The 26,186-nt window shown below is 65.1% G+C and carries 21 protein-coding genes; 4 read left to right on the forward strand and 17 right to left on the reverse strand.

What is annotated here, in order from left to right:
* Positions 1-2 precede the first annotated feature (2 nt).
* From AB4Y42_RS01385 to AB4Y42_RS01430, 10 genes are all read right to left on the reverse strand, one after another.
* Complete coding sequence (locus AB4Y42_RS01385) at positions 3-1,160, reverse strand: glycosyltransferase family 4 protein (RefSeq protein ID WP_368693161.1); 1,158 nt, start codon at positions 1,158-1,160, stop codon at positions 3-5.
* 31 nt (positions 1,161-1,191) lie between these two features.
* Positions 1,192-2,412, reverse strand: coding sequence for a glycosyltransferase family 4 protein (locus tag AB4Y42_RS01390; protein WP_368688245.1), 1,221 nt, complete (start codon positions 2,410-2,412; stop codon positions 1,192-1,194).
* A complete protein-coding gene (locus tag AB4Y42_RS01395) occupies positions 2,409-3,890 on the reverse strand; it encodes a glucose-6-phosphate isomerase (protein ID WP_368693162.1) in 1,482 nt (493 codons plus the stop codon). Before AB4Y42_RS01395 ends, AB4Y42_RS01390 begins: the two co-directional genes overlap by 4 nt.
* 2 nt (positions 3,891-3,892) lie before the next feature.
* Positions 3,893-5,038: a glycosyltransferase gene (locus AB4Y42_RS01400; protein WP_368693163.1), complete on the reverse strand. Its 1,146-nt coding sequence runs from the start codon at positions 5,036-5,038 to the stop codon at positions 3,893-3,895.
* A 34-nt stretch (positions 5,039-5,072) separates the two neighbouring features.
* The gene (locus tag AB4Y42_RS01405) at positions 5,073-5,999 is read right to left on the reverse strand and encodes a glycosyltransferase family 2 protein (protein WP_368688242.1); all 927 of its coding nucleotides are present in this window, start codon (positions 5,997-5,999) and stop codon (positions 5,073-5,075) included.
* A gap of 40 nt (positions 6,000-6,039) precedes the next feature.
* A complete protein-coding gene (locus AB4Y42_RS01410) occupies positions 6,040-8,286 on the reverse strand; it encodes a polysaccharide biosynthesis tyrosine autokinase (protein WP_368688415.1) in 2,247 nt (748 codons plus the stop codon).
* A 60-nt stretch (positions 8,287-8,346) separates the two neighbouring features.
* Complete coding sequence (locus AB4Y42_RS01415) at positions 8,347-9,522, reverse strand: polysaccharide biosynthesis/export family protein (protein ID WP_368688241.1); 1,176 nt, start codon at positions 9,520-9,522, stop codon at positions 8,347-8,349.
* Positions 9,519-9,968 (reverse strand): low molecular weight phosphotyrosine protein phosphatase, encoded by a 450-nt coding sequence (locus AB4Y42_RS01420; RefSeq protein ID WP_368688240.1) that lies wholly within the window; start codon positions 9,966-9,968, stop codon positions 9,519-9,521. Before AB4Y42_RS01420 ends, AB4Y42_RS01415 begins: the two co-directional genes overlap by 4 nt.
* A gap of 53 nt (positions 9,969-10,021) precedes the next feature.
* Positions 10,022-11,437, reverse strand: a complete 1,416-nt coding sequence (locus AB4Y42_RS01425) for a UDP-glucose/GDP-mannose dehydrogenase family protein (protein WP_069266050.1) — start codon at positions 11,435-11,437, stop codon at positions 10,022-10,024.
* Positions 11,438-11,514: 77 nt separating this feature from the next.
* Positions 11,515-12,894: an undecaprenyl-phosphate glucose phosphotransferase gene (locus AB4Y42_RS01430; RefSeq protein ID WP_368693164.1), complete on the reverse strand. Its 1,380-nt coding sequence runs from the start codon at positions 12,892-12,894 to the stop codon at positions 11,515-11,517.
* 498 nt (positions 12,895-13,392) lie between these two features.
* Between AB4Y42_RS01430 and AB4Y42_RS01435 the strand changes: the two genes are divergently transcribed.
* On the forward strand, positions 13,393-14,913 hold the full coding sequence (locus AB4Y42_RS01435; protein WP_368693165.1) for a mannose-1-phosphate guanylyltransferase/mannose-6-phosphate isomerase: 1,521 nt from the start codon (positions 13,393-13,395) through the stop codon (positions 14,911-14,913).
* 59 nt (positions 14,914-14,972) lie between these two features.
* Here AB4Y42_RS01435 and AB4Y42_RS01440 read toward each other — a convergent pair whose 3' ends face one another.
* Positions 14,973-16,208, reverse strand: a complete 1,236-nt coding sequence (locus AB4Y42_RS01440) for a transposase (RefSeq protein ID WP_368688237.1) — start codon at positions 16,206-16,208, stop codon at positions 14,973-14,975.
* A 708-nt stretch (positions 16,209-16,916) separates the two neighbouring features.
* On the opposite strand from AB4Y42_RS01440, the gene AB4Y42_RS01445 reads away from it, so the two are divergent.
* Both AB4Y42_RS01445 and AB4Y42_RS01450 read left to right on the forward strand, forming a co-directional pair.
* Positions 16,917-17,348, forward strand: coding sequence for a DUF2501 domain-containing protein (locus AB4Y42_RS01445; protein ID WP_368693398.1), 432 nt, complete (start codon positions 16,917-16,919; stop codon positions 17,346-17,348).
* A 93-nt stretch (positions 17,349-17,441) separates the two neighbouring features.
* Positions 17,442-17,978 (forward strand): hypothetical protein, encoded by a 537-nt coding sequence (locus AB4Y42_RS01450; RefSeq protein WP_368688235.1) that lies wholly within the window; start codon positions 17,442-17,444, stop codon positions 17,976-17,978.
* A 4-nt stretch (positions 17,979-17,982) separates the two neighbouring features.
* Here the strand turns inward: AB4Y42_RS01450 and AB4Y42_RS01455 are convergent, their stop codons facing one another.
* Positions 17,983-18,585 carry a DUF4337 domain-containing protein gene (locus AB4Y42_RS01455; protein ID WP_342918696.1) on the reverse strand — a complete coding sequence of 201 codons (603 nt, stop codon included), beginning with the start codon at positions 18,583-18,585 and terminating at the stop codon, positions 17,983-17,985.
* Between the two features lie 363 nt (positions 18,586-18,948).
* Between AB4Y42_RS01455 and AB4Y42_RS01460 the strand changes: the two genes are divergently transcribed.
* The gene (locus AB4Y42_RS01460) at positions 18,949-20,160 is read left to right on the forward strand and encodes a helix-turn-helix transcriptional regulator (protein WP_368688234.1); all 1,212 of its coding nucleotides are present in this window, start codon (positions 18,949-18,951) and stop codon (positions 20,158-20,160) included.
* Between the two features lie 95 nt (positions 20,161-20,255).
* On the opposite strand, the gene AB4Y42_RS01465 is transcribed toward AB4Y42_RS01460, so the two are convergent.
* From AB4Y42_RS01465 to AB4Y42_RS01485, 5 genes are all read right to left on the reverse strand, one after another.
* Entirely contained in the window at positions 20,256-20,957 is a 702-nt protein-coding gene (locus tag AB4Y42_RS01465; protein ID WP_028203114.1) for an ABC transporter ATP-binding protein, read from the reverse strand.
* Positions 20,957-21,727, reverse strand: coding sequence for a high-affinity branched-chain amino acid ABC transporter ATP-binding protein LivG (gene livG, locus AB4Y42_RS01470; RefSeq protein ID WP_368688233.1), 771 nt, complete (start codon positions 21,725-21,727; stop codon positions 20,957-20,959). The genes AB4Y42_RS01465 and livG overlap by 1 nt, the downstream gene beginning before the upstream one ends.
* Positions 21,724-22,995: a high-affinity branched-chain amino acid ABC transporter permease LivM gene (locus AB4Y42_RS01475; protein ID WP_368688232.1), complete on the reverse strand. Its 1,272-nt coding sequence runs from the start codon at positions 22,993-22,995 to the stop codon at positions 21,724-21,726. The genes livG and AB4Y42_RS01475 overlap by 4 nt, the downstream gene beginning before the upstream one ends.
* Positions 22,996-23,002: 7 nt before the next feature.
* On the reverse strand, positions 23,003-23,929 hold the full coding sequence (gene livH, locus AB4Y42_RS01480; protein WP_069266061.1) for a high-affinity branched-chain amino acid ABC transporter permease LivH: 927 nt from the start codon (positions 23,927-23,929) through the stop codon (positions 23,003-23,005).
* Between the two features lie 136 nt (positions 23,930-24,065).
* Positions 24,066-25,181: a branched-chain amino acid ABC transporter substrate-binding protein gene (locus AB4Y42_RS01485; protein ID WP_321927790.1), complete on the reverse strand. Its 1,116-nt coding sequence runs from the start codon at positions 25,179-25,181 to the stop codon at positions 24,066-24,068.
* Between the last annotated feature and the right edge of the window lie 1,005 nt (positions 25,182-26,186).

Genomic DNA, 26,186 nt, shown 5'->3' on the forward strand with positions numbered 1-26,186 from the left:
TTTCAGTGCGCGGCGATCGCTTCCGCGTAGACACCGGCCACGCGCTTCGCGATCACGGCGTTATCGAAGTGCTCGCGCGCATACGCCTTGCATGCCCCTTCATCCGGCAGCTTGATGCGGCCCGAGAGCGCGCCGTCGATGCCATCGGCGATCGCGTTCGCGCCCGTGCTCGGCAGCACGAGGTCTTGTGACAGACCCGCCACCGCCTCGGGCAGACCGCCTACCGGCGTCACCAGAACCGGCGTACCCGCGGAAAGCGACTCCACCGTGATCAGGCCGAAGCCCTCCAGCGCGACCGTCGGCACCACGCTCAGCGTGGCCGCACGATAGAGCGCAGGCAGGTGCGCGTCGGGCACGAAGCCGAGCAGCTTCACGTTGTCGGCGAGGCCTGCTTCGTCGATACGCTGCTGCAGTTCGGACTCCAGACGGCCTCGACCCGCGATCAGCAGGAGGACGTCCGGGTGGCGCTGCTTCACCATCTTGATCGCGTCGATCAGATCTTCGAGGCCCATGCGGCGCACGAGGCGGCGCACGGCGAGGATGATCGGGCGGCCTTGCGGCAGCTGGAGCTTCAGGCGCGCTTCCGCCGCCGTGCAGGCCGGGTCGAAATGCGCCGTATCCACGCAGCCCGGCACGATACGCACGCGCTCGGGCGAGATACCATAGCGGCGCGTGAGAATGTCGCCGAACGCCTTCGAGAGCACGATGAGCCGCGAGGAACGCTCATACACCGACTGCTCCAGCGAGTGCTTGATGCGCTGGCTCAGCGTGGCCGCGCCTTCCACGAAGCTCTCGTCGGCCCACGGCCCCTGGAAGTGCGAAACCTGCGGAATGCCGCGCGTGACGTCAAGCCCGGGGAAGGTGTAGAGCGCGAAGTGCGAGGAAATCACGTCGGGACGGTGGCGGCGAATCTCGCTGCGCAGCGCCCGGCGCGCGTCCATCAGGCGAAACGGCAGCGAGCGCGAAGCGGAGCCGAAGCCGTGAATCGCGCCGCCGCTGTCCTGGGCCACCTTGGGCGAGCCGGCCACGACGCCGCGCACGCGCACGCCCGCGCCGGGCAGCGCGCCGACGAGCGAGTAGTACATGCGGTCGAGACCGCCAGCGCGCTCGGGAAACCAGTGCATGCCGATCTGCAGCGATTGAATGGATTGTGTGGTCATCGCGTGTCCTTATTCTGCATGTATGCGGTTATCAGGGGGTTTCTGCGCGCTGGAGCGATTGACCGCCCGGCAGCGTCGCAGCAGCGAACGCGGGTTCTTCGCGGCGTACGGCCTCGCTCGCGTCGCCGGCCAGTTGCCGGTAGAGCGCGATGTACTGCGCGGCCATGCGCGCCCAGCCGAACTGCGTGGCCAGTTCCGCTGCCGCCTCGCCCATCGCGAGCCGGCGCGACGTGTCGGTGGCGAGCGTCTTCACGGCGTTGGCGAGCGCCGGCACGTCGTCGGGGTCTTCGAGCACAATGCCGCAATCGGGTGTGATGATTTCCGCGCCGCCGGCCGTGCGCGCGGTGACGACGGGCAGGCCCGCCGCCATCGCTTCGAGCAGCGAAAGGCTCATTGCTTCGTAGCGCGAAGGAAACACGTAGGTATCGACGGAGCGCATGAGCGTGGGCATCTCGCGCACGAGGCCGAGAAAATGCACCCGCTTCTCGATGCCCAGCTCGCGCGCAAGATCGGGATACGGGCTGCCCGGCAGGTAGCCCGCCACGGCCAGATGCACGTGCTCGGGCATCTGCTTCATGGCGTGCAGCACCGTGCCGAGGTTCTTGCGCGGCGTGCGCAGATCGCCCACGAACAGCAGCAGGAACGCTTCGGCGGGCAGCGAGAACTTCGCGCGGTCCGCGCTCGCGGCCGAGAAGCCGCGCGTGTCCACGCCGTTGTAGATCACGTCCAGGCGCTCGACAGGGTTGCCGCCCGACGCGCGAATTTCGTCGGCGACCTTGCGCGAAACGGCCGCGATGACGCGCGAGCGCCGATACGCCCAGCGCTCCAGCACCGCATTGGCACGCGTGTAGACGAACTGGTAAGCGGACCACACGCCGCGCGTGAGACCGAACGGGTAGTACTTGCTGCGCGCCCAGCCGCCGTGCACGAAGTGTGCGGTGTTGACGTCGGCGTGCGCCCAGGTGATGAAGCCGTTCACATGGAGCACGTCGTAGGCGCGCCGGTTGCGGCGCAGCCACAGCGCGCTCTTCACCGCGAATACCTGCTGGCGCAGCAGGTTGGTGGGCCACGCGCGCGACGGCTGCACATTGACCCATTTCACCTTGGGGTGGGCGAGCAGCTCGGGCGCGACATGCGAGGCGACCAGCGTCACCTCGAACCCCTCGTCGAGCGCGGCGCGCGCGATTTCATGATTGACGCGGCCCTGGCCGTCATTGTGGCGCACGACATGCGTGACGATTGCGACTCTCAATCGGAGACCTCCGTGGTAAGGGCCTGGCGTTGCAGCTTCGCCCAGTGCCCCGCGCTGAGAATGGAAAACACGCTCGAAAAGAGCAGCAGGCCGCCGGTGCCCACTAGCGAGTTGGTGAACACGAGCATGGCGAAGATCGATACCGCGAGGCTCAGGCACGCGCACACGTAGCGGTCCTCGGGAAAACGCATCGATACGCGCACCGCGCGCACGAGCAGCCACAGCACGCCCGACATGTAGAGCAGCGTGCCGGGCCAGCCCAGCACGAACGGAATGTTCATCACGCCGCTGTCGAAGCTGCCGTACTGGCCGAGCTGGCCGTTGTTGCTGGAGAGCTTGGTCGATGCGCCGGTGGCGCCGAGGCCCTCGCCCGTCACGTCGGTGAAGGCCTTCTTCGCGAAGTCGGCATAGAACTGGTTACGCGCCTCGTAGCTCTGGTCGTCCTTCAGGTTCACGAGCGTATTCAGACGCTGCTGCATGCGGTCCGCCACGGGACCGAAGGTGAGCAGCGGCACGCACACGCCCGCCAGCACGAGCGCGCTGACGATGATGCGAATGCGTACCTTGTTGCTCGACTTCATCAGCTGGATCACCATGGCGATCGCCCAGCCGCCCCAGGTGGAGCGCACCAGCGAGAGCGCGAACGAGAAGAAGCCGAACGCCGCCGCGACCCAGCGCACCCGATGCTTCGCGGCCATCACGAACACCATCGCGCCCATCATCGCGAACGCGAACGGGCCCGACGAGTTCATCGTGCTGAACACGCGCACGCCGAGCGGCACGGGGTCGCCCTGCGAGTTCATGTCCGAGCCGATCATCCACATCGCATCCCACGGCGGCATGATGAAGAACTGCACGAGACCGTACGCGCCCATCACGAGCATGCCGTAGATGAAGGTGTTGATGATGGTCTTGCTGCACTCGGGATACTGGCGCGTGAGCACCATGATGTGAAAGCCGATCAGGAACGGATAGATCCAGTTGGCAAGGTCATAAACAGCCGCGGCCGGGCCGCTCCCCACCACGCCCACCACGAACCCATAGCCGATGCCGAGCAGCGCGAGCAGGAGCGGCAGACCGCGCCGCTGCCCGAGGATCGGGTAGTAGCGCAGCAGCGAAATGCCGCTGATCATCGTGACGGCGAGCGGCGCGACCTGAATGAGGCTGGTGGGCGTGAAGCCGCCCTTGCCGTAGTCGGCGAGGCGCCGCACTTCGGGGCTCAGGAACCACAGCCACCACATGAAGCCGATATAGCGCACCGGGTTCACGAAGTAGAGCCAGAATCCCACCGCGATCGACAGCACGGGAAACGCCAGCGTCAGCACGGTGCCCTGGTGCGCGCCGATCAGGAGCGCCGTCAATAGCCACAACGCGAACGGCGGCAGCGTATCGCGGCTGAACAGGCCGCGCAGGCCGCCGCGGCGGCGGCCCGGCTGGCTCGCCGGCGCGGGTGCGGGGATAGCGGTCGTGACGTCCATGATCACATCCCGCGCGCAGCGACGCCCCGGCCTTGGGGTTCGCTCGCGATTGACTCGCCGTTGCGCGCATCGCGCTCGTGCAGCATCTCGCGCGTGAGCTGCGCGTGCTGCCGTGCGAAGTGCTGCGTCGTGAGATCGCGCGTGCGCAGCTGCTCGCAGGCTTCGCGCGCCTGGGCGAGCGCACGTGCCGGGTCGGCCGCCAGCGCATTCGCCGCGTCACGCAGCTGCTGGGCGTTGAACGGCTCGACATACGAGGCGGCGTTGTCGTCGAAGTAGTCTTCGAGCGCGCCCACCTTCGTCGCGATCATCGGCTTGCCGAGCGCCGCGGCTTCCAGCATCACCGTGATGCCCGAAGCGTGCGTGTTGGGCCGCAGCGGCACGACGACGATGTCCGCCCAGTCGTACAGCGCATGCTGTTGCTTGATGCCGGACACGCGCACGATCTCGACGTTGTCCGCGCGCGCCGATGCCGGCATGCGACGGCGCGTGGCGATGCGCACCTCATAGCGCGGATCGTTGCCGAGCGCACTGACGAGCGTGGTCCAGTCGCGGTCGCGGTCGTTGCCGATCGCGGCCACGCGCACGGGCGTATGCGGCGTCCACTGCGCAGGCGGACGCAGCGGAAAATCGCTGGTATTGAGCCCATAGAGCACGTGACGCGCCTCGCGCCCGAAATATTCGCCGCACAGCGCGGCGTTCTCGCTCGCGAGCGTGGTGAGCAGATCGGCACGCTTGAGCAGCCGCTTGTAGATCGCACGGCGCAGCGCGCCGTAGCCGGGCCAGCGGTCGAGCAGCCACACGCTTTGTGCGAGCAGCAGCGGGCGCGCGCCGCCCTTCTTCGCGTTCATCAGCAGCACCAGCGCCACAGCCAGATGCTCCTGCTCGGTGTGCGTCCAGATGACGTCGGACTGCAGAATGGCGCGGCGATTGCGCCAGGCGTGAATGAAGTCGAAACCGGCCGCGGCCTTCAGCGCACGCCGCATGAAGCGCATGGGCGTGCTTTCGCTCGCGTCCTGCGCGTAATTGAGGGCGAATTCCGCAGATTCCGCGTGGTGGTAGCCATACAGGCTGCCGATGTTCTCGCCTTTGCGATAGCGGCGCGGATCGGCGCCATAGAAAAGGTGGACGTGGACTTGCGTACTGCTCATTCGGGGTCCTCCCTGTAGTCGTTGGCCGCGCCAGTCAAACGAGCGCGCGGCGCGCCTCTCGTGCGCCGCCGCGCACCGCGCGCCAGCGTGCGAACGCCGCGCCCGCGGAATCGCCGCGCACGGCGCTCAGGCCAGTGTGCACGAGGCCCGGATACACGCGTGTGCCGACCAGCGCGTACCACCACCAGGCGGTTTCGCGGCGCAGCGGCGTGAGATGGCCGAGCAGGATCAAATGCAGGTTGTAGGCGGCGTTGCGGATCGAGGCGAGCGTCTGCGCGTTGCGGGGGTCTTCGCCCGGGCGCGGCGCGGGGTAATGGTCGACGGCCACGAGCGGGTCGTAGACGAGCTTCCAGCCCGCGCGCTTCACGCTCAGGCTGAACGCCATGTCGTTGTGCGTTTGCGCGCCGGTGCCGCGCAGGCGCCGGTCGAAGCGCAGGTCGCCGATCGCCGCGCGTCGATAGCTCATGTTCGCACCCTTGAGCAGATCGACTTCGCGCGCACCGCCCGCGCCCAGATGATGGTTGCCGATAATGCGGCCCGAGCGCTGCAGCTTGCCCACCAGCGTGCGCTCGCCGTCGATCACGCGGCCGCCTTCATGCACCCAGTCGCGGCCGCCCAGCGCCCCGAGCTTCGGGTCGGCCTCGAAGGCCGCCGCAATGCGCGCGACCCAGTCGGCGCGCGGCGCGGCGTCGTCGTCGGTAATGGCGATCACGTCGCCCGTCGCGGCCTCGATGCCGCGATTGAGCGCCGCCACCTGCCCCGGTTCTTCGACGATGGCCACTGCCACGTTGAGCACGCGGGGCGTGACGTGTTCGGCGAGGCACGCGTGAGTCGCCTCGTCGTCGGCGCGCGCCACCACCACGATCTCGTCGGGCGCGCGCTGCTGGCGCAGCAGCGCCGAAAGACAGCGCGACAGATCGTCAGGACGCCGATAGGTCGGCACGAGCACGGTCACTTTCATCGCGAGTTCTCCTTTGCTGTGCTTGATGAGGGCGTTTGCGTCATGCGCTCAGGTACTCGCGCACGTTCGCGTAGCCATAGGCGTAGTTGCCGCGCGTGTTCGCCGGCACGCCGTTGAACACCCCGCCCTGCACCCGCACGCCGGCGTTGCGCAGTCGCTTGAGCGCCTCGGCGATTTCGCCTTCGGTGTGCATGCCCGAACGCAGCACGAGGAACGTCGAGCCCGCATGGCCGCCGATGATGGCGGCGTCGGTCACGGCGAGCACCGGCGGCGTATCGATGAGCAGCACGTCGTAGCGGTTCGACAGGCCTTCGAGGTACTGGCCCAGACGCGGCGACATCAGCAGCTCGGACGGATTGGGCGGACGGCGGCCGCACGACATGAAGTGCAGGTTGTCCACTTCGGTCGCGCGAATCGCCTCGTCCAGCGAAATCTGCCCCGAGAGCAGCTCGGAGAAGCCGTTTTCCTGGGGGCCGCCCAGATGACGCTCGAGCGCGCCGCGGCGCATGTCGCCGTCGATCATCAGCACGCGCTTGCCCGAATGCGCGAGCAGCACGGCGAGGTTCGCGGTCAGGAAGCTCTTGCCCACGCCCGGCACCGAACCCGTCAGCATGACTACGCGATTGCGCGCGTCCATCACGCTGAACTGCAGCGAGGTGCGCAGGCTACGCAGGCTTTCGACCGTGAGGTCCTTGGGGCGCGAGTTCGCGAGCACTTCACGCAGACGCGTGCCGCCGCGCACCGGGGCGCGCTTTTCGAGCGCCAGCTGCTCCGGCGAAAGCGGCACGAGACCGTACACCGGCAGCTGGAACGAGCGCTCGATCTGATCCGGATCGACGATGCCCTTGAACATGTTGCGGCGCATGAGCACGAAGCCCGTGCCGAGAATGACGCCGAGCAGCGACGCCGCCGAGACGATCAGCAGCTTCTTGGGCTTCGACGGGTTGCCGGGGCGCAGGGCCGGATCGACGATATGCACGTTGCCGCCCGTGCCCACGCGCTGCACCGAAAGCTCCTGGATGCGGTTGAGCAGCAGCACGTAGATGTCCTCGGCCACCTTCGCGTCACGCTGCAGCTGCACGGCCTTCACTTCCGTGGCCGGCAGGTCGCGGAACTTCGTGTCGTACTTCGCACGCTCGCCCTGCAGCTGCGCGAGCTGCTGGCGCGCCGCGATCAGCACCGGGTGCTGGTCGCCGAAGCGCTGCTGGAGCGAGGCGATCTGCAGTTGCAGCGCCGAGATCTGCTGCTCGTACTGCACGCTGCCGTCGAGATAGATCTTCGCTTCGTCGCTTGCGTTGATCGAGCCCGACTTGCTCTGGTAAGCCGTGAGCGCCGCTTCGGCGTTCTCGAGGTCCGACTTCAGGCGCGGCTGTTCGCTGCGCAGGAAGTCGAGCATCTTGCTCGCGTCGGCCTGCTTGGTCGCCACGTGCTCGCGCAGGTACGACTGCGCCACCGCGTTCGCGATTGCGGCCGCGTGCTCGGGGTCGTTGTCTTCGAGCGAGATGTCGATCACGCCCGTTTGCTTGCCCTGCTCCTGAACCTGGATCGCGTTCTGGAAGCCGCTGATCGCATCGAGGTCGTTCAGGCGCACGACATTGAAGCGGGTGCCCGGACGCGCAACGAGCTTGTTGACGAGCAGCTTGACACCGCCGCCCTGCTCGACCTGGCCGACCGTGCCTTCGAGCAGGCGCGCGCCGTCCGGCGTCGAAATCACGTAGCGATCGTTGTCGAGGGCGGTCAGCGAGAGCTTCTTGCCTTCGAGCTCGGGCGTGACCTCGATCGAGTCGATGTTGATGACTTCGCCGCCCCACGCAAAGTTGCCGAGCCAGTTGCTCAACCCGAACCACGGACGCGCGGGCGTGCCCGGTGTCGCGAGACGCGCGGACAGGCTGCCGATCAACGGCAGCATGACCGGCGTGACGGTGGTGTTCAGCTTGAACTGCTTCACCACCGGTTCGACCACGCTGCGGCTCTTGATCATCTGGATCTCGGCGTCGGTGGGCAGGCTGCCCGTCGACGATCCCGAGCTGATGTTCGCGCCGGTTTGCGTTTGCGTGAGGGCCTGCGACGTGTAGTCGGAAGGCTCCACGCGAACCTGGGTGTCGGCCGTATAGACCGGCTTGGCGATGAAGCAGTAGAACACGGCCATGGCGATCACCGCCGCCGCGATCGCGATGAGCCAGCCGATGTCGTCGATGATGACGCGCAGCAACTGGCCGAGGACGACGTCCTCTTCCTCGGTGCGGGCCGCCGGGGCCGCCTGGCTATTGGCTTGTATGGTCACGATTCAATCCCGTTGTTTAGGTGTTGCTCCTGCATCCTCTTTCGAAGCGTTTCGATCACGCTGTTACTTCGCGATCTGCTTCAGATAGAAGACGGTCTGGATGGTCGGCAGCACCTGCTGCAACACACGGTTGAAGGTCGTCGAAGCGGCCGTGCCCACGTACACCACATCCAGCGGCTTGAGCTGGAACTGCGACGAAAGCATGATCGCGTCGGGCTTGGTCATGTCGAGACGGTAGATCTCTGGCTGCGTTGGGTTGTCCTTCATGCCGCGCATCACGAAGATCTGGCGCGGGTTCGCGTCGGTATCGAGAATGCCGCCCGCCTGGGTGAGCGCGTCGGCGATCGTGAGGTCACCGCGAATCAGGTTCGTCTGCAGCGGCGTCTTCACTTCGCCCATCACGAAAATTCTGCTATCCGAACGATCCGGAATATTGATGACGTCGCCGTCCTGCAGCAGCACGTTCTGAGTCGAATCGCCGCCGTCGAGCATGCGGTTCGCATCGAGGATGTACAGCTTGCCGTGGCGCGTGAGGCGCACGCGGTTGATGTCGGCGTTGTCGGTCGTGCCGCCCGAGCGCGTGATGGCGTCCACCAGCGTGAGCGGCACGTCGCTCATCGAGAGCGGACCCGGCGTCTTCACGTCGCCCGTGATCTGCACCTTCTGGCTGCGGTACGCGAGCACGCGCACGTCCACCTGCGGGTTCTTCACGTAGGGGCCGAGGCCGGACGCGAGCTGGTCGCGGATCTGGCCGGGCGTCTTGCCCGCGGCCATGATGCGGCCCACGAACGGGAAGAAGATCGTGCCGTCCTTGGCCACGGTCTGTCCGTACGGGTCGGCCTGGCCCGGCAGCGCGTTGGTATAGGGCTGCGTGAGCGCCTGACCCACCGTCTGCGTCGTGTTGCCGCCCGTGGAGAACGTCGAGCCCTGCGGCGTCGACAGCTCGGGGTGATCGAACACGGTCACGCCGAGAATGTCCTGCGGCGCGATGTGATAGGTGTAGTCGGCAGCGCTCGAGAACTTCGAGGGCGGCAGCGGCGCCTTCGGCTGGGCTGCGGCCGCTTGCGCCTGCTGCAGCACGACTTGCTGCGTGATGAGCGTCACGTTGAATTGCTGCTGCGGCTGGTTGTTCGGCTGTTCTTTCAGGCTCGACGTGTCGAGATAATTGCCGGGCGCCGTCGCGCACGCGGAAACGAAGACGCTCAACGCGACCACAGCCGTCAGTTTCAGTTTTGTCATTGGCATATTCGGCTCAACCATCCCTTAACCATACGATCCATCAATTCAAGACTCTGGCGATACGCGGACTCATGGAGCCCATGCGGATCGCTGACATCAGAGTTCTCCCAATTACCGAGCGCGTACACCTTGCCGCGCGCGGTGGGTTCAATGCGCTCGACCGCGGCGACCTGGCGGCGCTCGGTCACGAGCACGAGGTCTGCGGAGCGCACGAGACGGCTGGTGAGGCGGCGCGACTGATGCTCGCCCACCTTCATGCCGCGCTCGGCAAGGAGCCACTGCATCACGGGGTCCATGTCGTCCCCATCGCGCGCACGCAGGCCCGCCGATTGAAACGATTCCGGCCGTGAACCTGTCTGTTCGCTCAGACGCTCGCGAAAGAGCTGTTCCGCCGCCGGCGAGCGGCAGACGTTGGCGTGGCAGACGATGAGCACGTTCTTGATCATGATCGCGTGACTCCCTTCCTTTACATGACGCTATGCGCGAAGCCCGGCAACGCTCAGGCCACTGCCTGCGTTGCGGCGGTTTCGGCGCGCGCGCGGCTTGCCTGGGTCGCGCTGGCGCGGCCCACGGCGTGGTACTCGATGCCGAGTTCCTGCAGCGCCGACGGCTCGTACAGATTGCGGCCGTCGAACACGATCGGCATCTTCAGCTGCGACTTGAGCGTTTCGAAGTCGGGCGCCTTGAAGACCTTCCATTCGGTGGCGACCACCACGGCATCGGCTTCGCTTGCGGCTTCCATCGCGTCGTTCACGAACGACAGCCGCGCCTGATGTTCCGGCGCGTGCGCGAGATCGAGCGCGAGTACGCGCTGCGCCTCGGCGGTCGCGACCGGGTCGTAAGCCTTGACCGTGGCGCCGCGCGCGAGCAGTTCGGCGATGAGCGTGCGGCTCGGCGCCTCGCGCATGTCGTCGGTGTTCGGCTTGAACGCGAGCCCCCAGACGCCGAACGTGCGGCCCGTGAGGTCGGAGCCGAAGCGCGTAACGATCTTCTGTGCGAGCACCTGCTTCTGCGCTTCATTGACGGACTCCACGGCGCGCAGGATCTGCAGCGGCTCGCCGAAATCCTCGGCAGTGCGCATGAGCGCCTTCACATCTTTCGGGAAGCACGAGCCGCCGTAGCCGCAGCCCGCATAGAGAAAGTCGTAGCCAATGCGCGGGTCCGAGCCCACGCCGCGGCGCACGGCCTCGATATCGGCGCCCACGCGGTCGGCGAGATTCGCGAGTTCGTTCATGAACGAAATGCGCGTGGCGAGCATGGCGTTGGCCGCGTACTTGGTGAATTCGGCCGAATGCACGTCCATGTAGAGCGTGCGCTCGTGATTGCGGTTGAACGGCGCATAGAGCCGCTTCATCACCTCTTTCGCACGCTCACCGGGCACGTCGTCGTTGCAGCCCAGCACGATGCGGTCGGGCCGCGCGAAGTCCTCGACTGCCGCGCCTTCCTTGAGGAACTCGGGGTTCGAGACCACCGAGAACATGTGGCTCTCGCCGCGCTTGCGCAGTTCGGAGGCGATCGCGTCGTGCACGAGCGCGGCCGTGCCGACCGGCACCGTGGACTTGTCCACCACCACCTTGAAGCCCGTCATGTGGCGGCCGATGTTGCGCGCGGCCGCCAGCACGTATTGCAGGTCGGCGGAGCCGTCTTCGTCGGGCGGCGTGCCCACGGCGATGAACTGCACGTCGCCGTGCGCGACCGCCGCTTCCACGTCGGTCGAGAACTTCAGCCGGCGCGCGCGCACGTTGCGCTCGATGATTTCCTTCAGGCCCGGCTCGTGAATCGGCACGATGCCCTGATTGAGCAGGTCGATCTTGCGTTCGTCGACGTCGAGGCAAAACACGTCGTTGCCAATGTCGGCAAGACAGGCGCCCGTCACGAGACCCACATAACCGCTGCCAATGATCGTCAGATTCATGCCCACCTCAAAAGTGATTGATTCTTCATGTCACGCGAAACGTTGCGCACACCAGCATCGCGCGCACTCGCTTCGCCTCAATATGCGTTCTGGCCTGCGAAGCCCTTCCACATGGTCATCGCCACGATGCGCAGGTCGAGCGCGAAGCTCCAGTGCTGCATGTAGTGCAGATCGAAGCGCACGCGGTCGCGCATCTTTTCCACGCGATCGGTTTCGCCGCGAAAGCCGTTGACCTGCGCCCAGCCCGTGATGCCCGGCTTGATGCGATAGCGCGCCATGTAGCCGCGCACGAGGTCCTTGTAGATGTCGTCGTGGGCCAGCGCGTGCGGGCGCGGACCCACCACCGACATCTCGCCCTTGAGCACGTTGATGAACTGCGGCAGCTCGTCGAGGCTCGTACGGCGCAGGAACGCGCCCACGCGCGTCACGCGCGGATCGTTGCGGCGCGCCTGGGTGATCTGCCCCGCGACTTCCGCATGGACCTTCATCGAGCGGAACTTGTAGATTTCGAATTCGTTGCCATCGAGCCCCTTGCGGCGCTGCTTGAAGAACACCGGACCCTTCGACGTGAGCTTCACGGCGAGCGAAATGACCGCCAGCAGCGGCGCCAGCGCGACCAGCACGCCGCCCGCGAACACGATGTCGAACAAGCGCTTGGGCAGCACGCGCAGATCCGTGACCGGCGAGGCCGCGAGATTGATGGCCGGCACGCCGAGCAGATCGACCACGGGCTGGCTGAAGAACGACAGGCTGCGCACGTCCGGGATGAAGCGGATGTTCACGAAGTCGTTGCGCAAAGCGGTGACGATGCGATGGATCGTGCGCTCCTTGGTGATCGGCAAGGCGAGCCACAGCTCGCGGACCTCGTTCTTGCGCACGAATTCGAGCATCGCCTGGAGGTTGCGCTCCACGGGCACGCCGTCGATTGCCGCGTCGCCGTCCGCGTCGCTGTCCTCGTCGAACACGAGCGCCGGGTGAAAGCCCGCTTCCGGGTGAAAACGCATGTGCTCGATCAGGAAGCGCCCGTAGCGCGGGCCGCCCACCACCGCCACGGCCTTCTGGTTGTAGCCCTCGCGGCGAATGCCACGCAGCACCATGTGCACGAGCGCCTTCGAGACGATCAGCAGGGCCACCGAGGCGACGACCCAGTACGCGAGCCACAGGCGCGAGAGCGAATCGGCGCGGTGCAGGCTGAAGCTCAGCAGGATGCCCGTGCCCTCCACGGCGAGCCAGGCGGCGCACACGCGCGCAAAGAGGACGTAGAGCGACTTGCCGCGCCACGACTTGTAGATGCCGAACGCCGGGAACATCCAGATCGCGAGCACGCAGTTGAACGCGAGCGCCACGCTCTCCGCGTCGGTGAGCGGCACGAACTGGCCACGATGCAAGGCGGCCGCGAGCAGCGCTCCAGCGGCAATGGCGGCAACGTCGAAAATTCTGGCTAGAACGCTGAGCATGTCCGGCACCTCGGGTTTAAAAAATGAAACGCGGCCACGCACTGCAAATCATGGCCGGTCGCTTCAAAAGTTTCTGGGACTGCGTCGCCGCGAAAAACGTCTGGCGTCGCGAATTCTGATCCGAATAAACCCTAATAAGGCGCGATAAAAATTCCGGCCGCAAGCCTCAAAAGTATCTCCAATTGTTTCGCCCCTTTCGGGTCAATTTTTCGCGACTTTTGTCGGCAAAGATTGCCGACACTCACACCCGCACTGGCTCACAACCCCGGTCATTCCGGCAGATTTTTCCTGCCTGGACGCCTGATTTTGGGTTCCGACAAGAAATTGCGGCGGCCGGCAGCGGAATTTTTATTGAATTTTTTATCGGAATTTCGCTATGACGGAAGCGTGATTTAAATTTAATTCGAATATTTTTCGTTTTCTTCTTTACGAATCTATTTATGACGATTTTAAGCATGCTACAAATCGCATCACCGATACCTTTTTCAGGAGAGCGAGATGACGGATACGGGTTCCGCTACGGCATCGGCAAACGCGTCGCAGACGCGTGCCGAAACGCGCAGTGCATTGCAGGTGTGCCCTGTGGTGCTTGCGGGCGGCGCGGGCTCGCGGCTGTGGCCACTGTCGCGCGAGCAATATCCGAAGCAGATGATCAACCTCGTTGGCGAGCAGTCGCTGCTGGCCAACACCGCGGGCCGCCTCGATGCGCTCGCCGAGCGCGTAACGCTCGCAGAGGAGTTGCTGATCGTCTGCAATGAAGAACATCGTTTCACCACCGCCGACCAGGTTCGCGCGGCGGGCAAGCAGGCGCGTCTGATTCTCGAGCCGGTGGGCCGCGATACGGCGCCCGCGCTCACGATCGCCGCGATGTCGGTGGTCGCGAAGCAGGAAGACGGCATTCTCGTGGTGATGCCGGCCGACCACGCGCTTGCCGACCTCGAAGCGTTCCAGAACACTGTGGCCGAAGGTGTGCGTCACGCGGCGAACGGCCAGATCGTGACGATGGGCATCGTGCCCACGCATCCCGAAGTGGGCTATGGCTACATTCACGTGGGCGAGCCGCTCGCGAACGCCGAACCCAACGGTGCGCGGCGTCTGAACGGCTTCGTCGAAAAGCCCTATTTCGAGCTGGCGCAGCAGTACGTCGCTTCGCAGCGCTACTGGTGGAACAGCGGCATTTTCATCGTGCGCGCATCGACCTGGCTCAAGGCGATTCGCCATTTCCATCCGGCCATCTACTCCGCATGCGCGGAATCGATCGAGCACGGCAAGGCAGACGGCGACTTCTTCCGTGTGGATAGCGAAGCGTTCGCACGTTCGCCTTCGAACTCGATCGACTACGCCGTGATGGAACCGCTCGCCGGCGACCCGACGATCGCAAGCGGCGTGGTCGTGCCGCTCACGGCCGGCTGGACCGACCTCGGTTCATGGGACACCGTCTGGCAGGTTTCGCCCAAGGACGACGAAGGCAACGTCGCGCACGGCCGCGTGATGTTCGAAGGCGCCAGCGACACCTTCGCGCATTCGGACGGCCGGCTCGTGGCCTGCCTCGGCACGAAGGACCTCGTGGTCGTGGAGACCCCGGACGCCCTGCTCGTCGCCGACCGCTCGCGCGCCCAGGACGTCAAGAAGATCGTGCAGCGCCTGAAGCAGGAACGCCGCACCGAAGCCGTGGCGCACCGCCTCGTGCATCGCCCGTGGGGTCACTACGACAGCGTGGACAGCGGCGAGCGCTTCCAGGTCAAGCGGATCGTGGTCGAACCGGGCGCACGCCTCTCGCTGCAGATGCACCACCATCGCGCCGAGCATTGGGTCGTCGTCCGCGGCACCGCGCTCGTCACGCGTGGGGAAGAACGCTTCATCGTTTCGGAAAACGAGTCGGCGTACATCCCGCTCGGCGTGTCGCATCGACTGGAAAATCCCGGCAAGATGCCGCTCGAGATCATCGAGGTGCAGTCGGGCTCGTATCTCGGTGAAGACGATATCGTGCGTCTCGACGATCAGTACGGCAGGCAGTGAAGCAAGCAGGAGAGGCAATGCAGGAAGGCCGCGCGCGCAATGCGCGCGGCCTTGCAGGATCAGCGCGAAAGCGTGCGGTAGCGCGTTCCGGTGGTGCCGACGGTGCGTCGCTCGGCAGTGCCGGACGACGACGTATTGGCATCGCGCGCTTCACTGCCCGTGAGCAGTGCGCCCGTAGCCGTGTAACGCTGTACCGGCGCTGGCAGCGGCGCGAGCCGCACGCTGCCCGGCACGGCCGCAGGCAACGCGCGTGCGGCGGCGGCATTGGACGGATCGCCGCGCGTCACGCCTGGCGCCTGGATGGGCGCGTGCGGTGCGGCACCGGGCAACGCCGTTTGCGAAGCGCTCTGTGCAGCGCCCTTCGACGCGGCATGCTTGGCGAGAGGCGAACCCGGCCACGTAGCGCCGGACGCGGACTCGGCCATGCCTTCGCGATCGAGCCATTCACGCGCCCAGTCGAAGGCGAAATTGCGCGCCGATTCGCGATCCTGGAACGGCGGCCCGATCAGGCCCGAGCGCTCGATGCGCTTGCCGTCCTTGAGGATTTCCACGGCGCCGCGGAACATGCGGTTGCGCACGGGCTGCACGGTGAGGCTCATCGTGTAGCCGCGCCATTCCGCGACCTGCACCACGCCGCCCGCCGGGTGCGCGCTGCGATGCGACGCGTCGCGCGGCATCGCGCGGGTCGCAACGGGCTTGCTCACGCGGGAAGGCGAGAACGGTGCGAACGGCCCATCGCTCTGCGAACGCGTCGCACTCGCAACAGTCGTTGCACTCGTTGCGGCCGACACGACAGGCGCGTCGATCGAAACGGGCAATGCCGGTTCGCCGCCCGCGAGCTGACGCATCATGCTTTCCATGGGATCGGCAAGCGGCGCGTCGGCGAGCGCAGCGGGCGCCTGCCAGGCTTCGGGGCTCTTCCAGAACACGGCCGGCTGGCCATCGTCCTCGGCGACTTCCTCGACTGCGACTGCAACGGGTTGCGCATCGGCCTGCGCCGGCTGCGGCACATACACGAACTTGCGGCCGCGCTGCGAGAGCAGCTCGACCAGTTCGATCAGCGTGCCGCTGCCGTGCCATTCCTCGAAACGACGACGGCAGGTAGGCCCGGACGGATAACGCGCGGGCAAGCGCGACCACGACTCACCGGTGGTGAGAATCCAGAGGACGGCATTGGCCACGACGCGCGGCTCGGCACGAGGGCGGCCGCGCCGGTTGAGTCTGATTGGAGGTTCATCTGACACGAGCGAAGACACCTGCATCCACTCGTCGTCGCTCAGTTCTTCGAAATTCATGCTGTTCTCCACGCAGCCGGACCGGGGCTGCAGTGACGGAGCACTGGCTTGCGGATCTTGTTGCCCGCCTTGGCTAGCTCGGTTGCACCATATGCTTGTATGACGTGTTCATTTGCGTCGCGATGCGCACTCTGGCAGTGCGTTCTTTCACTGTATTGACGCAATACACGTGGTCTCACTCGTGCAAGGGAGAATTTGTGCAGGAAGCATACCACCTGAAACCAGCCGATGAGGAGGGCCGTAATAAGTGTTACGGTTAGAAACAATCTCCACCTTGAATAGCCGCGAAGATCGCCGAAAAAGGCCTGAAAACGCAGTGTTTTACAGCGTAGATACACTTGTAACAGGCTCAATCGTTGCGTAGCCGGCACACGCTGTGTGCCCTACACAATTCCGAACGCATGCATACCACTTAAGACACATCCGCCCCGGCGGATGCCGGGTTTGCTTCTGCAGCGTTATCGTTGTGCCCGCAACAAATGACATGCCGATGAAATCATCGGACGCATCATGAAACCTTCACGCGAGACCCGGCGGTCGCACTTCGCACCGGTTGCACCGCCGCTAACCGAACGCTCGTGCGGCGTCACGTAGCGAAGCCGGGTAAACGAATCCGTCTATAGTAAGGGCGCACTGAACCACCACGGAGATTCGTGTATGCAAACCTCTGTTCCGGGCGTCGCTACGCCACGCAAAGGCACGGCGTTGATGGCCACCTTGACCCTGGCGCTGCTCGCCCCCTGGGGTGCCGCACAGGCGCAGTTCGGCAACCTGCTCAACCAGGGCGGCAGCAACAGCGGTTCGGCACAGGGCGCGCTCGGCAATCTGGGCGGCCTCGGCAACTCGCTATCGGCGCCCTCGCTCACCTCGAACAGTCTCGGCAATGTCACCGGCGTGCTGCAGTACTGCATCAAGAACAATTACCTGAACGCCGACGCCGCGAGCAACGTGAAGGACTCGCTGCTCGGCAAGCTGCCCGGCGGCGCGAACACGACGGATAGCGGCTATACGCAGGGCACGAGCGGCATCCTCACGGCCGGCAACGGACAGAAGCTCGACCTCACGGGCGGCGGCCTCAAGGAGGAGGCCACGAAGCAGGTCTGCGACAAGATCCTGAGCCAGGCGAAGTCGATGCTCTAGCCGCCCCGATCCGGTATGCGGATGTGCGCGGGCGCACCGCCCGCGCAATTTATGTGCCGTAAGCTTTGAACACGAACGAAGTCCGGCTGTCGAATGGAATCAACCGGTCTTCTCCCGGCATTGCTGCTCGTAGCCATGACCAAGCGCCACACTCCCGTGATACTCGCGTTCCCGGCCAGCACGCTGCGGAACGCGCTGAGCGGCCTTGCCGCTTTTGCCGCCCTGCTGGTCCCGGTGGCCGCGCATGCGCAATCCACGCAATCCGCCGCACACGACCAGCAGTTCGACTGCAAGTCCGATCCCCACACGTTCATTTCGTCGCTGATAGACGAAAAATCCATCGATCCCCAGCCGAGCCGAGTGGAAGCGAATTCGGTCAACGCGTTCAGCCCGGTGCGCGGCACCCGCCTGAGCGCGTTCGGCTTCCCCATTTACGTGGTGCTCGGCTACGACCGCGACGACACGCTCTTCAGGCGCGGCGCCGGCAAGGAGATCACCTCGCCGCTCTACGGCGTGGTCGTGTCCGCGCCCGCGGAAAAGGTGCGCTCGCGCGTGCGCGAAGCCAACAGCGACGCGACCGTGCAATCGGTCGTGCCGCTGCTGCTCACGGCGATCGTGTGCGGCGGGTAAGCGCTCAGCCGCCGAAGAACGCCATCGCGCCCAGCCCCACCCCGACGATGGCGACGCCCACCGACGTATTGAGCAGCCAGCGCCGCCGCGTGAGCAGCGTAATCGCCGTGAGCGCGATCGAGATCTGGATGAGCGTCGTGGCCTGAGCCCAGCGATGATGGCCGTGCAGCACGTGCTCGCTCAGCGCATCGTCCTGCTCGACGATTTTTTCGAGCGCCTCCGCCTTGGCGCGGATCGGCTCCTTCTGCTGGCGATAGCGGTCGGCGTCGGCGGCGAAGCGCTTCTGCGCGGCGTCCGAATTCGGCGCGAGCGCCGAGAGTTGCGCGCCCAGCTCCGCGAGATTCTGTTTCTCGCCCTTCGCCTGATAGTAGGCCCATTGATTCGCGGCTTCGGTCTTGCGGATCGCCGCTTCGTTCTTGTAATAGAGCGCCTGGTTCTCGCTGTTGCCGCTCTGATAGGCAAAGATCGCTCCAATCGAAGCGAGGATCGCCGTCATCACCGCCATGCGGCCCGGGAACGGATCGCCCTCGCCGTGCCCGCCATGGCCCGCCGCGGCGTGTTCGACCGCGTGGTCGTGCGGCCCATGCACTTCGTACTCTTCAGACATCCAAGGACTCTCCGCTATCTCTGACTTTCACTGGCGCGCACCGCCTTTTCCCCGTGCGGCGCGCCTGTTTGGACGCTCAATTATCGTGAGCGCGGCGCGCTTGTCCAGTACCCGGAATGCATCGGATGTAACGAAACCCGAAATCTCTCCCGACGAAAGCGAATCGTAGGTTTTATCGTCTATTCATTCAGAATAGGTACCCCGGGATGTTGCAGTGCATCCCCTCCCGCCTGCCGTTTGCAAACGTGGATTTGCGCCTGAGCGCCCCCTCGCGTCGCTGCAGTGCCACATGGCCCTATATGCAACCTCGCGCGGCCTGCCCTGAGGCCTTCTGCGTTAATAAATTTCAGCCCGGAGACCATCATGGGGCCCACCACGGCCGCACACGCCGCGGCTATCGATACTGTGGCACACAGCGCGCGCGTGCGGTACGGCGAGCCGGATGATACCGGCTGCCTGATCGACGCGATCTACGATGCCGGCTTCGACGCGCAACGCTGGCCCGATGTGTGCGCGCGCATTGCGCAACGCATCGGTGCGCAACACGTCAATCTCACCATGCTGCCGCCCGAAAGCACGTTCTCGCTCGCCGAGTGGGACGGCATCGACGCTTCGTTTGCCCAATCGTACGCGCAGCACTACGGCAGCTTCGATCCGCTCGTGCCGCAGGTGCGCCGCTGGGCCGCCGGCACGCTCGTCACCGACACGATGATCCACCCGCAGGGGAGTCTGCAACGCAGCGCCTTCGTGCAGGAGTGGGTGCGCCCGCAGCGCTTCTACACGGTGGCCTTCGCAAACGTGCTGCGTGAAGGCGATATGGCCGCCGTGCTCGGCGCGCTGCGCCATGAAACACGCTTCTATAGCGAGGACGAACTGGATGCGCTGCGCACGCTGCTGCCGCATCTGCGCAATGCGTTGCGCGTGCAGCGGCACACGGCCCGCACCCTCGCCTCGCGCGATCAAAGCGCGAATGCCCCCGCGGACGCACTCGACGCGCTCGCGCATGGCGTGCTGATCGTCGACGCCGATGCGCACATCGTGTTCGCGAATCGCGCCGCCACGGCGCAGCTCGCGCGCGCAAACGGGCTGCGTACCGAACACGCCGCGCTCAGCGCCGCCACGGCTGCCGCCACCCAACAGCTACGCTCGCTGATCGCGCGAGCCGCGGGGCGCGACGGGCGCGGGCGCAGCGGCGGCGCAATGCTGATCGCCCGCCAGCCGCCCGACGAGCCGCTGCAGGCGCTCGTTTCGCCGCTAGGCGAACGCCGTCACGCCGACTACTGCGCCCACGGCGCGCGCGCCGGCACGGCCATGCTCATCGTGATCGATCCGCAATCGTCGCGGCGCGGCGTGGAAACGCGCCTGATCGCGCTGTTCGGCCTCACGCCCGCGGAAGCACGGGTGGCCTGCGAGGTCGGCAAGGGCCTCAACCCGAAAGACGTGGCCGAAGCGCTGCAGGTGCTGCCCTCGACCGTGCGCACGCATCTGCATCACGTGTTCGCGAAAACCACCACGCGCCGCCAGGCCGAGCTGATGCGCTTGATCGCGCAGCTTGCGATCGCGCGCGGCGATTGATTCGACATCCGTCGACGCAAAAAGAAGCGGCCCGCGCCTCCCACGCTCCATGAACGCGGATGACGCGGGCCGCAGTGCGGTCTTGTTCGCGACGATCAACCGCCCAGATAGGCGCGCTTGATGTTGTCGTTGGCGAGCAGATTGTCGGCGCTGTCGGCGAGCACCACGCGTCCGGTTTCGAGCACATAGCCGCGATCGGCCACGTGCAGTGCCTTGTTCGCGTTCTGCTCGACGAGGAACACCGTCACGCCCTCTTCGCGAATCGTGCGGATGATGTCGAAGATCTGCGCGATCACGAGCGGCGCGAGGCCGAGCGTGGGCTCGTCGAGCAGCAGCAAACGCGGCTTGCTCATGAGCGCGCGGCCGATGGCGAGCATCTGCTGCTCGCCGCCCGACATCGTGCCCGCACGCTGCTTCGCACGCTGGTTCAGGCGCGGAAACAGCTTGAACACGTGCTCGATGCCCGCATCGATCTCGTGCTGCGAGGCGAAGAAGCCGCCCATCTGCAGATTTTCGAGCACCGTGAGGCTCGGGAATACGCGGCGGCCTTCCGGCGAAATCGCCATGCCCTTGCGCATGATTTCATGCGTGGGCATGCGCGTGATGTCCTCTCCTTCGAACGTCACTTTCCCGGCCGATGCGCGCGGCGTGCCGCACACGGTCATCATGAGCGTGGTCTTGCCGGCGCCGTTGCTGCCGATCAGCGTGACGATCTCGCCCTTGTTCACTTCGATCGACACGCCCGCCAGCGCTTCCACCGCGCCGTAATGGGTATGGACCTTTTCCAGCTTCAGCATCAGTCCTCTCCGAGATAGGCCTTGATCACGCGCGGGTCGTTGCGCACTTGGTCGGGCTTGCCGATCATGATCGGCTTGCCGTGCTCCATCACCAGGATGCGGTCCGACACGCCCATCACGAGGCTCATGTCGTGTTCGATCAGGAGTACGGAGATTCCGAACTCGTTGCGCAAGCCGTCGACCATCTGCTGCAGCTCGACCTTTTCCTGCGGGTTCAGGCCCGCCGCGGGTTCGTCGAGCATCAACAGACGCGGATCGGTGATCATGCAGCGCGCGATTTCGAGCCGGCGCTGATGGCCGTACGAGAGCGTGCCCGCCTCGCGGTTCGCGACCGGCTTCAGGCCCACACGCTCGAGCCAGTACGCGGCGCGCTCGAGCGCGGCGCGTTCGGCGCGGCGATAGGCGGGCGTCGCGAACAGACCGCTCAGCATGTTGCGGTTGACCTTCAGGTGCTGGGCGACCATGAGGTTTTCCAGCACCGTCAGCTGCTTGAAGAGGCGAATGTTCTGGAACGTGCGCACGAGGCCGCGGCGCGCGACCTGGTGGCTCGGCTGGCCGGTAATGGCGTGACCTTCGAGCACGATGTCGCCCGCGGTGGGCTTGTAGAAGCCGCCCACGCAGTTGAACACCGTGGTCTTGCCCGCGCCGTTCGGCCCGATGATCGCGAAGACTTCGTCCGGACGCACGTCGAAGTCGATGCCGTCCACGGCCAGCAGACCGCCGAAGCGCATCTGCAGGCCGGCTACTTTCAACAACGCTTGTGCGCTCATTGCGGCAACTCCACGTGCGGACGGCTCGCGGGCAACAGGCCCTGCGGACGCCACATCATCATCAGCACCATCACCAGACCGAAGATCAGCATGCGGTACTCGGCAAAGCCGCGCGCCACTTCGGGCAGCGCCGTGAGCAGGATCGCGGCGAGCACGACGCCCAGCTGCGAGCCCATGCCGCCCAGCACCACCACGGCGAGTATCAGCGCCGACTCGATGAAGGTGAACGACTCGGGCGTGACGAGCCCCTGGCGCGCCGCGAAGAACGCACCGGCGAGACCCGCGAACGACGCGCCCAGCGTGAATGCCGAGAGCTTGATGCGCGTGGGGTTCAGACCCAGCGAGCGGCACGCGATCTCGTCTTCGCGCAGCGCTTCCCAGGCGCGGCCCATCGGCATGCGCAGCAGGCGGCTCGTGACGAACAGCGTGAACGCCACCAGCACGAGCGCGAGCAGGTACAGGAAGATCACCATGTGCTCGCCGCTGTACTCGATGCCGATCAGCTCGTTGAACGTCTTCGCGCCTTCCACGCTCGCGTGGCGGGCCATTTCGAAGCCGAACACGGTGGGCTTGGGAATGCTCGAGATGCCGTCCGGGCCGCCCGTGATGCTCGTGAGGTTGTTGAGCAGCAGGCGGATGATCTCGCCGAAGCCGAGCGTGACGATGGCCAGATAGTCGCCGCGCAGGCGCAGCACCGGGAAGCCGAGCACGAAACCGAAGGTGGCCGCGGCGAGCGCGGCGAGCGGCAGGCACTCCCAGAACGTGAAGCCGAAGTACTGGTTGAGCAGCGCATACGTATAGCCGCCCACCGCATAGAAGCCCACGTAGCCGAGGTCGAGCAGACCCGCGAAGCCCACCACGATATTGAGGCCGAGGCCGAGAATCACGTAGATGAGTGCGAGCGTCGCCACGTCGATCGCGCCGCGCGAACCGAGGAACGGGAACACCGCGCCGAACGCGAGCAGCACCCAGATCGCCACCCGCTGCTGACGCGCGCCGAGCGCGGGGGCCCGGGGCAAGCGCACCTGACTCGTGGCGCGCACGAACATCGGCTTGACGAGCTGGAACACGAACACCACGGCAGCCGCGATCCACACCGGGCGCCAGTGCTGCTGCAGCACGACCTCATAGCCGTCCAGCGTGAGCTGCAGGCCGAGAATGGGGGCCGTGAGGATGATGGTCGCCACGGCGGCGGCGAGCGCGCCTTTCACCGTTTGCGACGAGGACGGGCCCTCTGCGGCCACGCGAACCGAAACAGTCTGACTCATTTCGACCTCACACCTTTTCGACGTCCGGCTTGCCGAGCAGGCCGGTGGGACGGAAGAGCAGCACGAGCACGAGCAGGCCGAAGGCCACGACGTCCTTGTACTCCGCAGGCATGTAGCCCGAAGCGAAGGTTTCGGCGAGGCCGAGCAGCACGCCGCCGAGCATTGCGCCCGGAATGCTGCCGATGCCGCCCAGCACCGCGGCCGTGAACGCCTTGATGCCCGCGATGAAGCCGATATACGGATTGAGCTTGCCGATCGTGAGACCGATCAGCACGCCGCCCACCGCCGCGAGCATGGCTCCGAGCACGAACGTGAACGAGATCACGCGGTTCGTGTCGATGCCGAGCAGGTTCGCCATCTTCATGTCTTCCGCGCAGGCGCGGCACGCGCGGCCCATGCGCGAGCGCGAGATGAAGAGCGTGAGCGCGATCATCAGCACGAGCGTCACGCCGACGATCAGCATGCGCGAGTACGGAACCGTCACTTCGAAGTTGCCGCCCATGTTGAAGTCGAGCGCGCCGGAAATGAGCATCGGCACGGACACGTCGCGCGCGCCCTGCCCGATCTGCACATAGTTCTGCAGGAAGATCGACATGCCGATGGCGGAGATGAGCGGCACGAGGCGCGGGCCGCCGCGCAGCGGCCGGTACGCCACGCGCTCGACCGCGAAACCGTAGAGCCCGGTGACCACCACCGAGACGATGAGCGCCGCGCCCAGCACGAGCGGCAGCGGATAACCCGCCGAGGTGCCGATGGCCGTGAGCGTGACAAGGCCCACATAGGCGCCGATCATGTAGATCTCGCCGTGAGCGAAGTTGATCATGCCGATGATGCCGTAGACCATCGTGTAGCCGATGGCGATCAGCGCATAGATCGCACCCAGCGTGAGCCCGTTGACGAGCTGCTGGGTGAACTGAGGAAGAAAATCATTCATGCGTAAGCCCCGCGGCCGTGAAGCCGATGAGAGACCTTTGGAACCGTACCAACCCTTTTTTAGTTGCGCGCACAACCGCCATGAAAACGCCCCGCCACGAGGAAAGGCGGGGCGTTGGCAGCGTGCAGCGCCGGGATCAGTTCGCGGCGGTCTTGGTGGCGTCCTTGTGCCACGTGTAGACGACGAAGCGGAACGACTTCAGGTCGCCCTGTGCGTCGTATTCGACCTTGCCGATCGGCGTGTTGAACGCGTTCTTGTGCAGGTAGGCCGCGACCTTGGTCGGGTCCGTGCTCTTCGCGCCGGCAATGCCGTCGGCGATCACTTCGACTGCTGCGTACGACGGCATCTGGAACGGGCCATTGGCGTCGCGCTTCGCGTCGGCAAAGGCCTTCACGAGCTTGGCGTTCGCGGGGTCCGAGGCGAAGTCGGCCGGCAGCGTGACGAGCATGCCTTCCGAAGCCGGGCCGGCGATGGCCGTCACGTCCTTGTTGCCCACGCCTTCCGGACCCATGAACGTGGCCTTCACGCCCTGTTCACGCGACTGGCGCATGAGCAGGCCCATTTCCGGGTGGTAGCCGCCGAAGTAGACGAAGTCCACGCCCTGCGACTTGAGCTTCGTGACGACTGCCGAGTAGTCCGAATCGCCGGCGTTGATGCCTTCGAACACGACGACCGGAATGTGCGCCTTGTCGAGCGCGGCCTTGACCGAGGTGGCGATGCCCTGGCCGTACGACTGCTTGTCGTGCAGGATCGCGACCTTCTTCGGCTTGACCTTGTTGATGATGTAGGCGGCAGCAGCCGGACCTTGCTGGTCGTCGCGGCCGATGGTGCGGAAGATGAACTGGCGCTTCTTGCCTTCGGTCAGCTGCGGCGCGGTGGCCGACGGCGTGACCATCACGACGCCTTCGTTCTCGTAGATGTCCGAAGCGGGAATCGTCGAGCCCGAGCAGACGTGGCCGACCACGTACTGGATGTGCTGCGAAACGATCTTGTTGGCGACGGCGACAGCCTGCTTCGGCTCGCACGAGTCATCCATCAGGACGGCTTCGAGCTTGTTGCCGTTCACACCGCCGGCGGCGTTGATCTGCTCGATCGCAGTCAGCGCGCCCGCCTTGACCATGTCGCCGTACTGGGCGACCGGGCCGCTGAACGGGCCGGCAATGGCGATCTTCACGGTGTCGGCGTTTGCGCTTGCACCAAAGGCGAGCAGCGCGGCGGCCACGGAAACGGAGGTAAGGCGGTTAAGGGACAACAGCGGCATCATCAGGAGCTCCTCGATTGTTTTTGGGTCAACCGGTCAGACGGGATGACCTGCGCAAACGAACAGCGCCCCAATGAGTTTCAATGGGGAACAACCACAACGAGCACCAGAGAAAAAGACGTGACGGGGCCCGGCGTGTATCAGCGCCCTGATAGGCGGCTGAGTTCGGAGAGACTGCTGAGTTACAGACTCTGTTGCGCAAGCATTCCGCCTGCCCCGTTCGCTGCAATTCGTACCGGAAAGGTGGACCGGCCTGAATCAGCGACCCGCGGATGCTATCAATAATCCCATTTCATCGCAACCAAGGGTTTTTTCGGATATCGAGTTGAGTTTTGACATCGGTCAATAGAGGGGCATGCTGGAAAGCGCTTGAAAACGCTCGGGAAAATGGTCTTTCAGGCGGGTGGTGGAGCACCATCGCGGCTGAGATGACCGGCTGGTGCGGGTATCTGGAATTACTGGCTTTTTTGATTATTACGCGCCCTCGATCGTTATTTTAATTTTAACGAAATCTGATTGGCGAATTGCATCTTGCAACAAAGCTCAAAGTTAATCTTTTATCGCGATAAAATCGCCCATCCAATAATCGATCAGCCGGGATTACCCTAAATGCAAAAGGCGCCAAATCATTGATTTCAAAGCACAAACATTACGAAAGCCTTAAAATTGAATTTTTATATTCATTGAACTGCCATCATAAATCTCGCATCACCCCTACTTTCCGCCTTTCACTCCCAAACCGCGAAAGCTCTCGCCAAAGCGCGAATTTTTCTCATAATCGGATCGCCCAGTTTCGAATTAATCTGCGCGACACCGTCGCGCGCCCGCCTCACTGACCTTCCACAGCGTTCCAGCCCCGCAAGAGACGGTGGTATCCTCGCTCCCTCGCCGCGCCCGCATGCACCACTACGGCGCATGCCGCGTGCTCTCGCGCCACGCGTGAAGCCGGCGACGCCGCACCGTGCAGATCCGAAAAAACCGCAAGAACCCAGCACT

The sequence above is a fragment of the Paraburkholderia sp. EG286B genome (assembly GCF_040965655.1).
Taxonomy (GTDB): Bacteria; Pseudomonadota; Gammaproteobacteria; order Burkholderiales; family Burkholderiaceae; genus Paraburkholderia.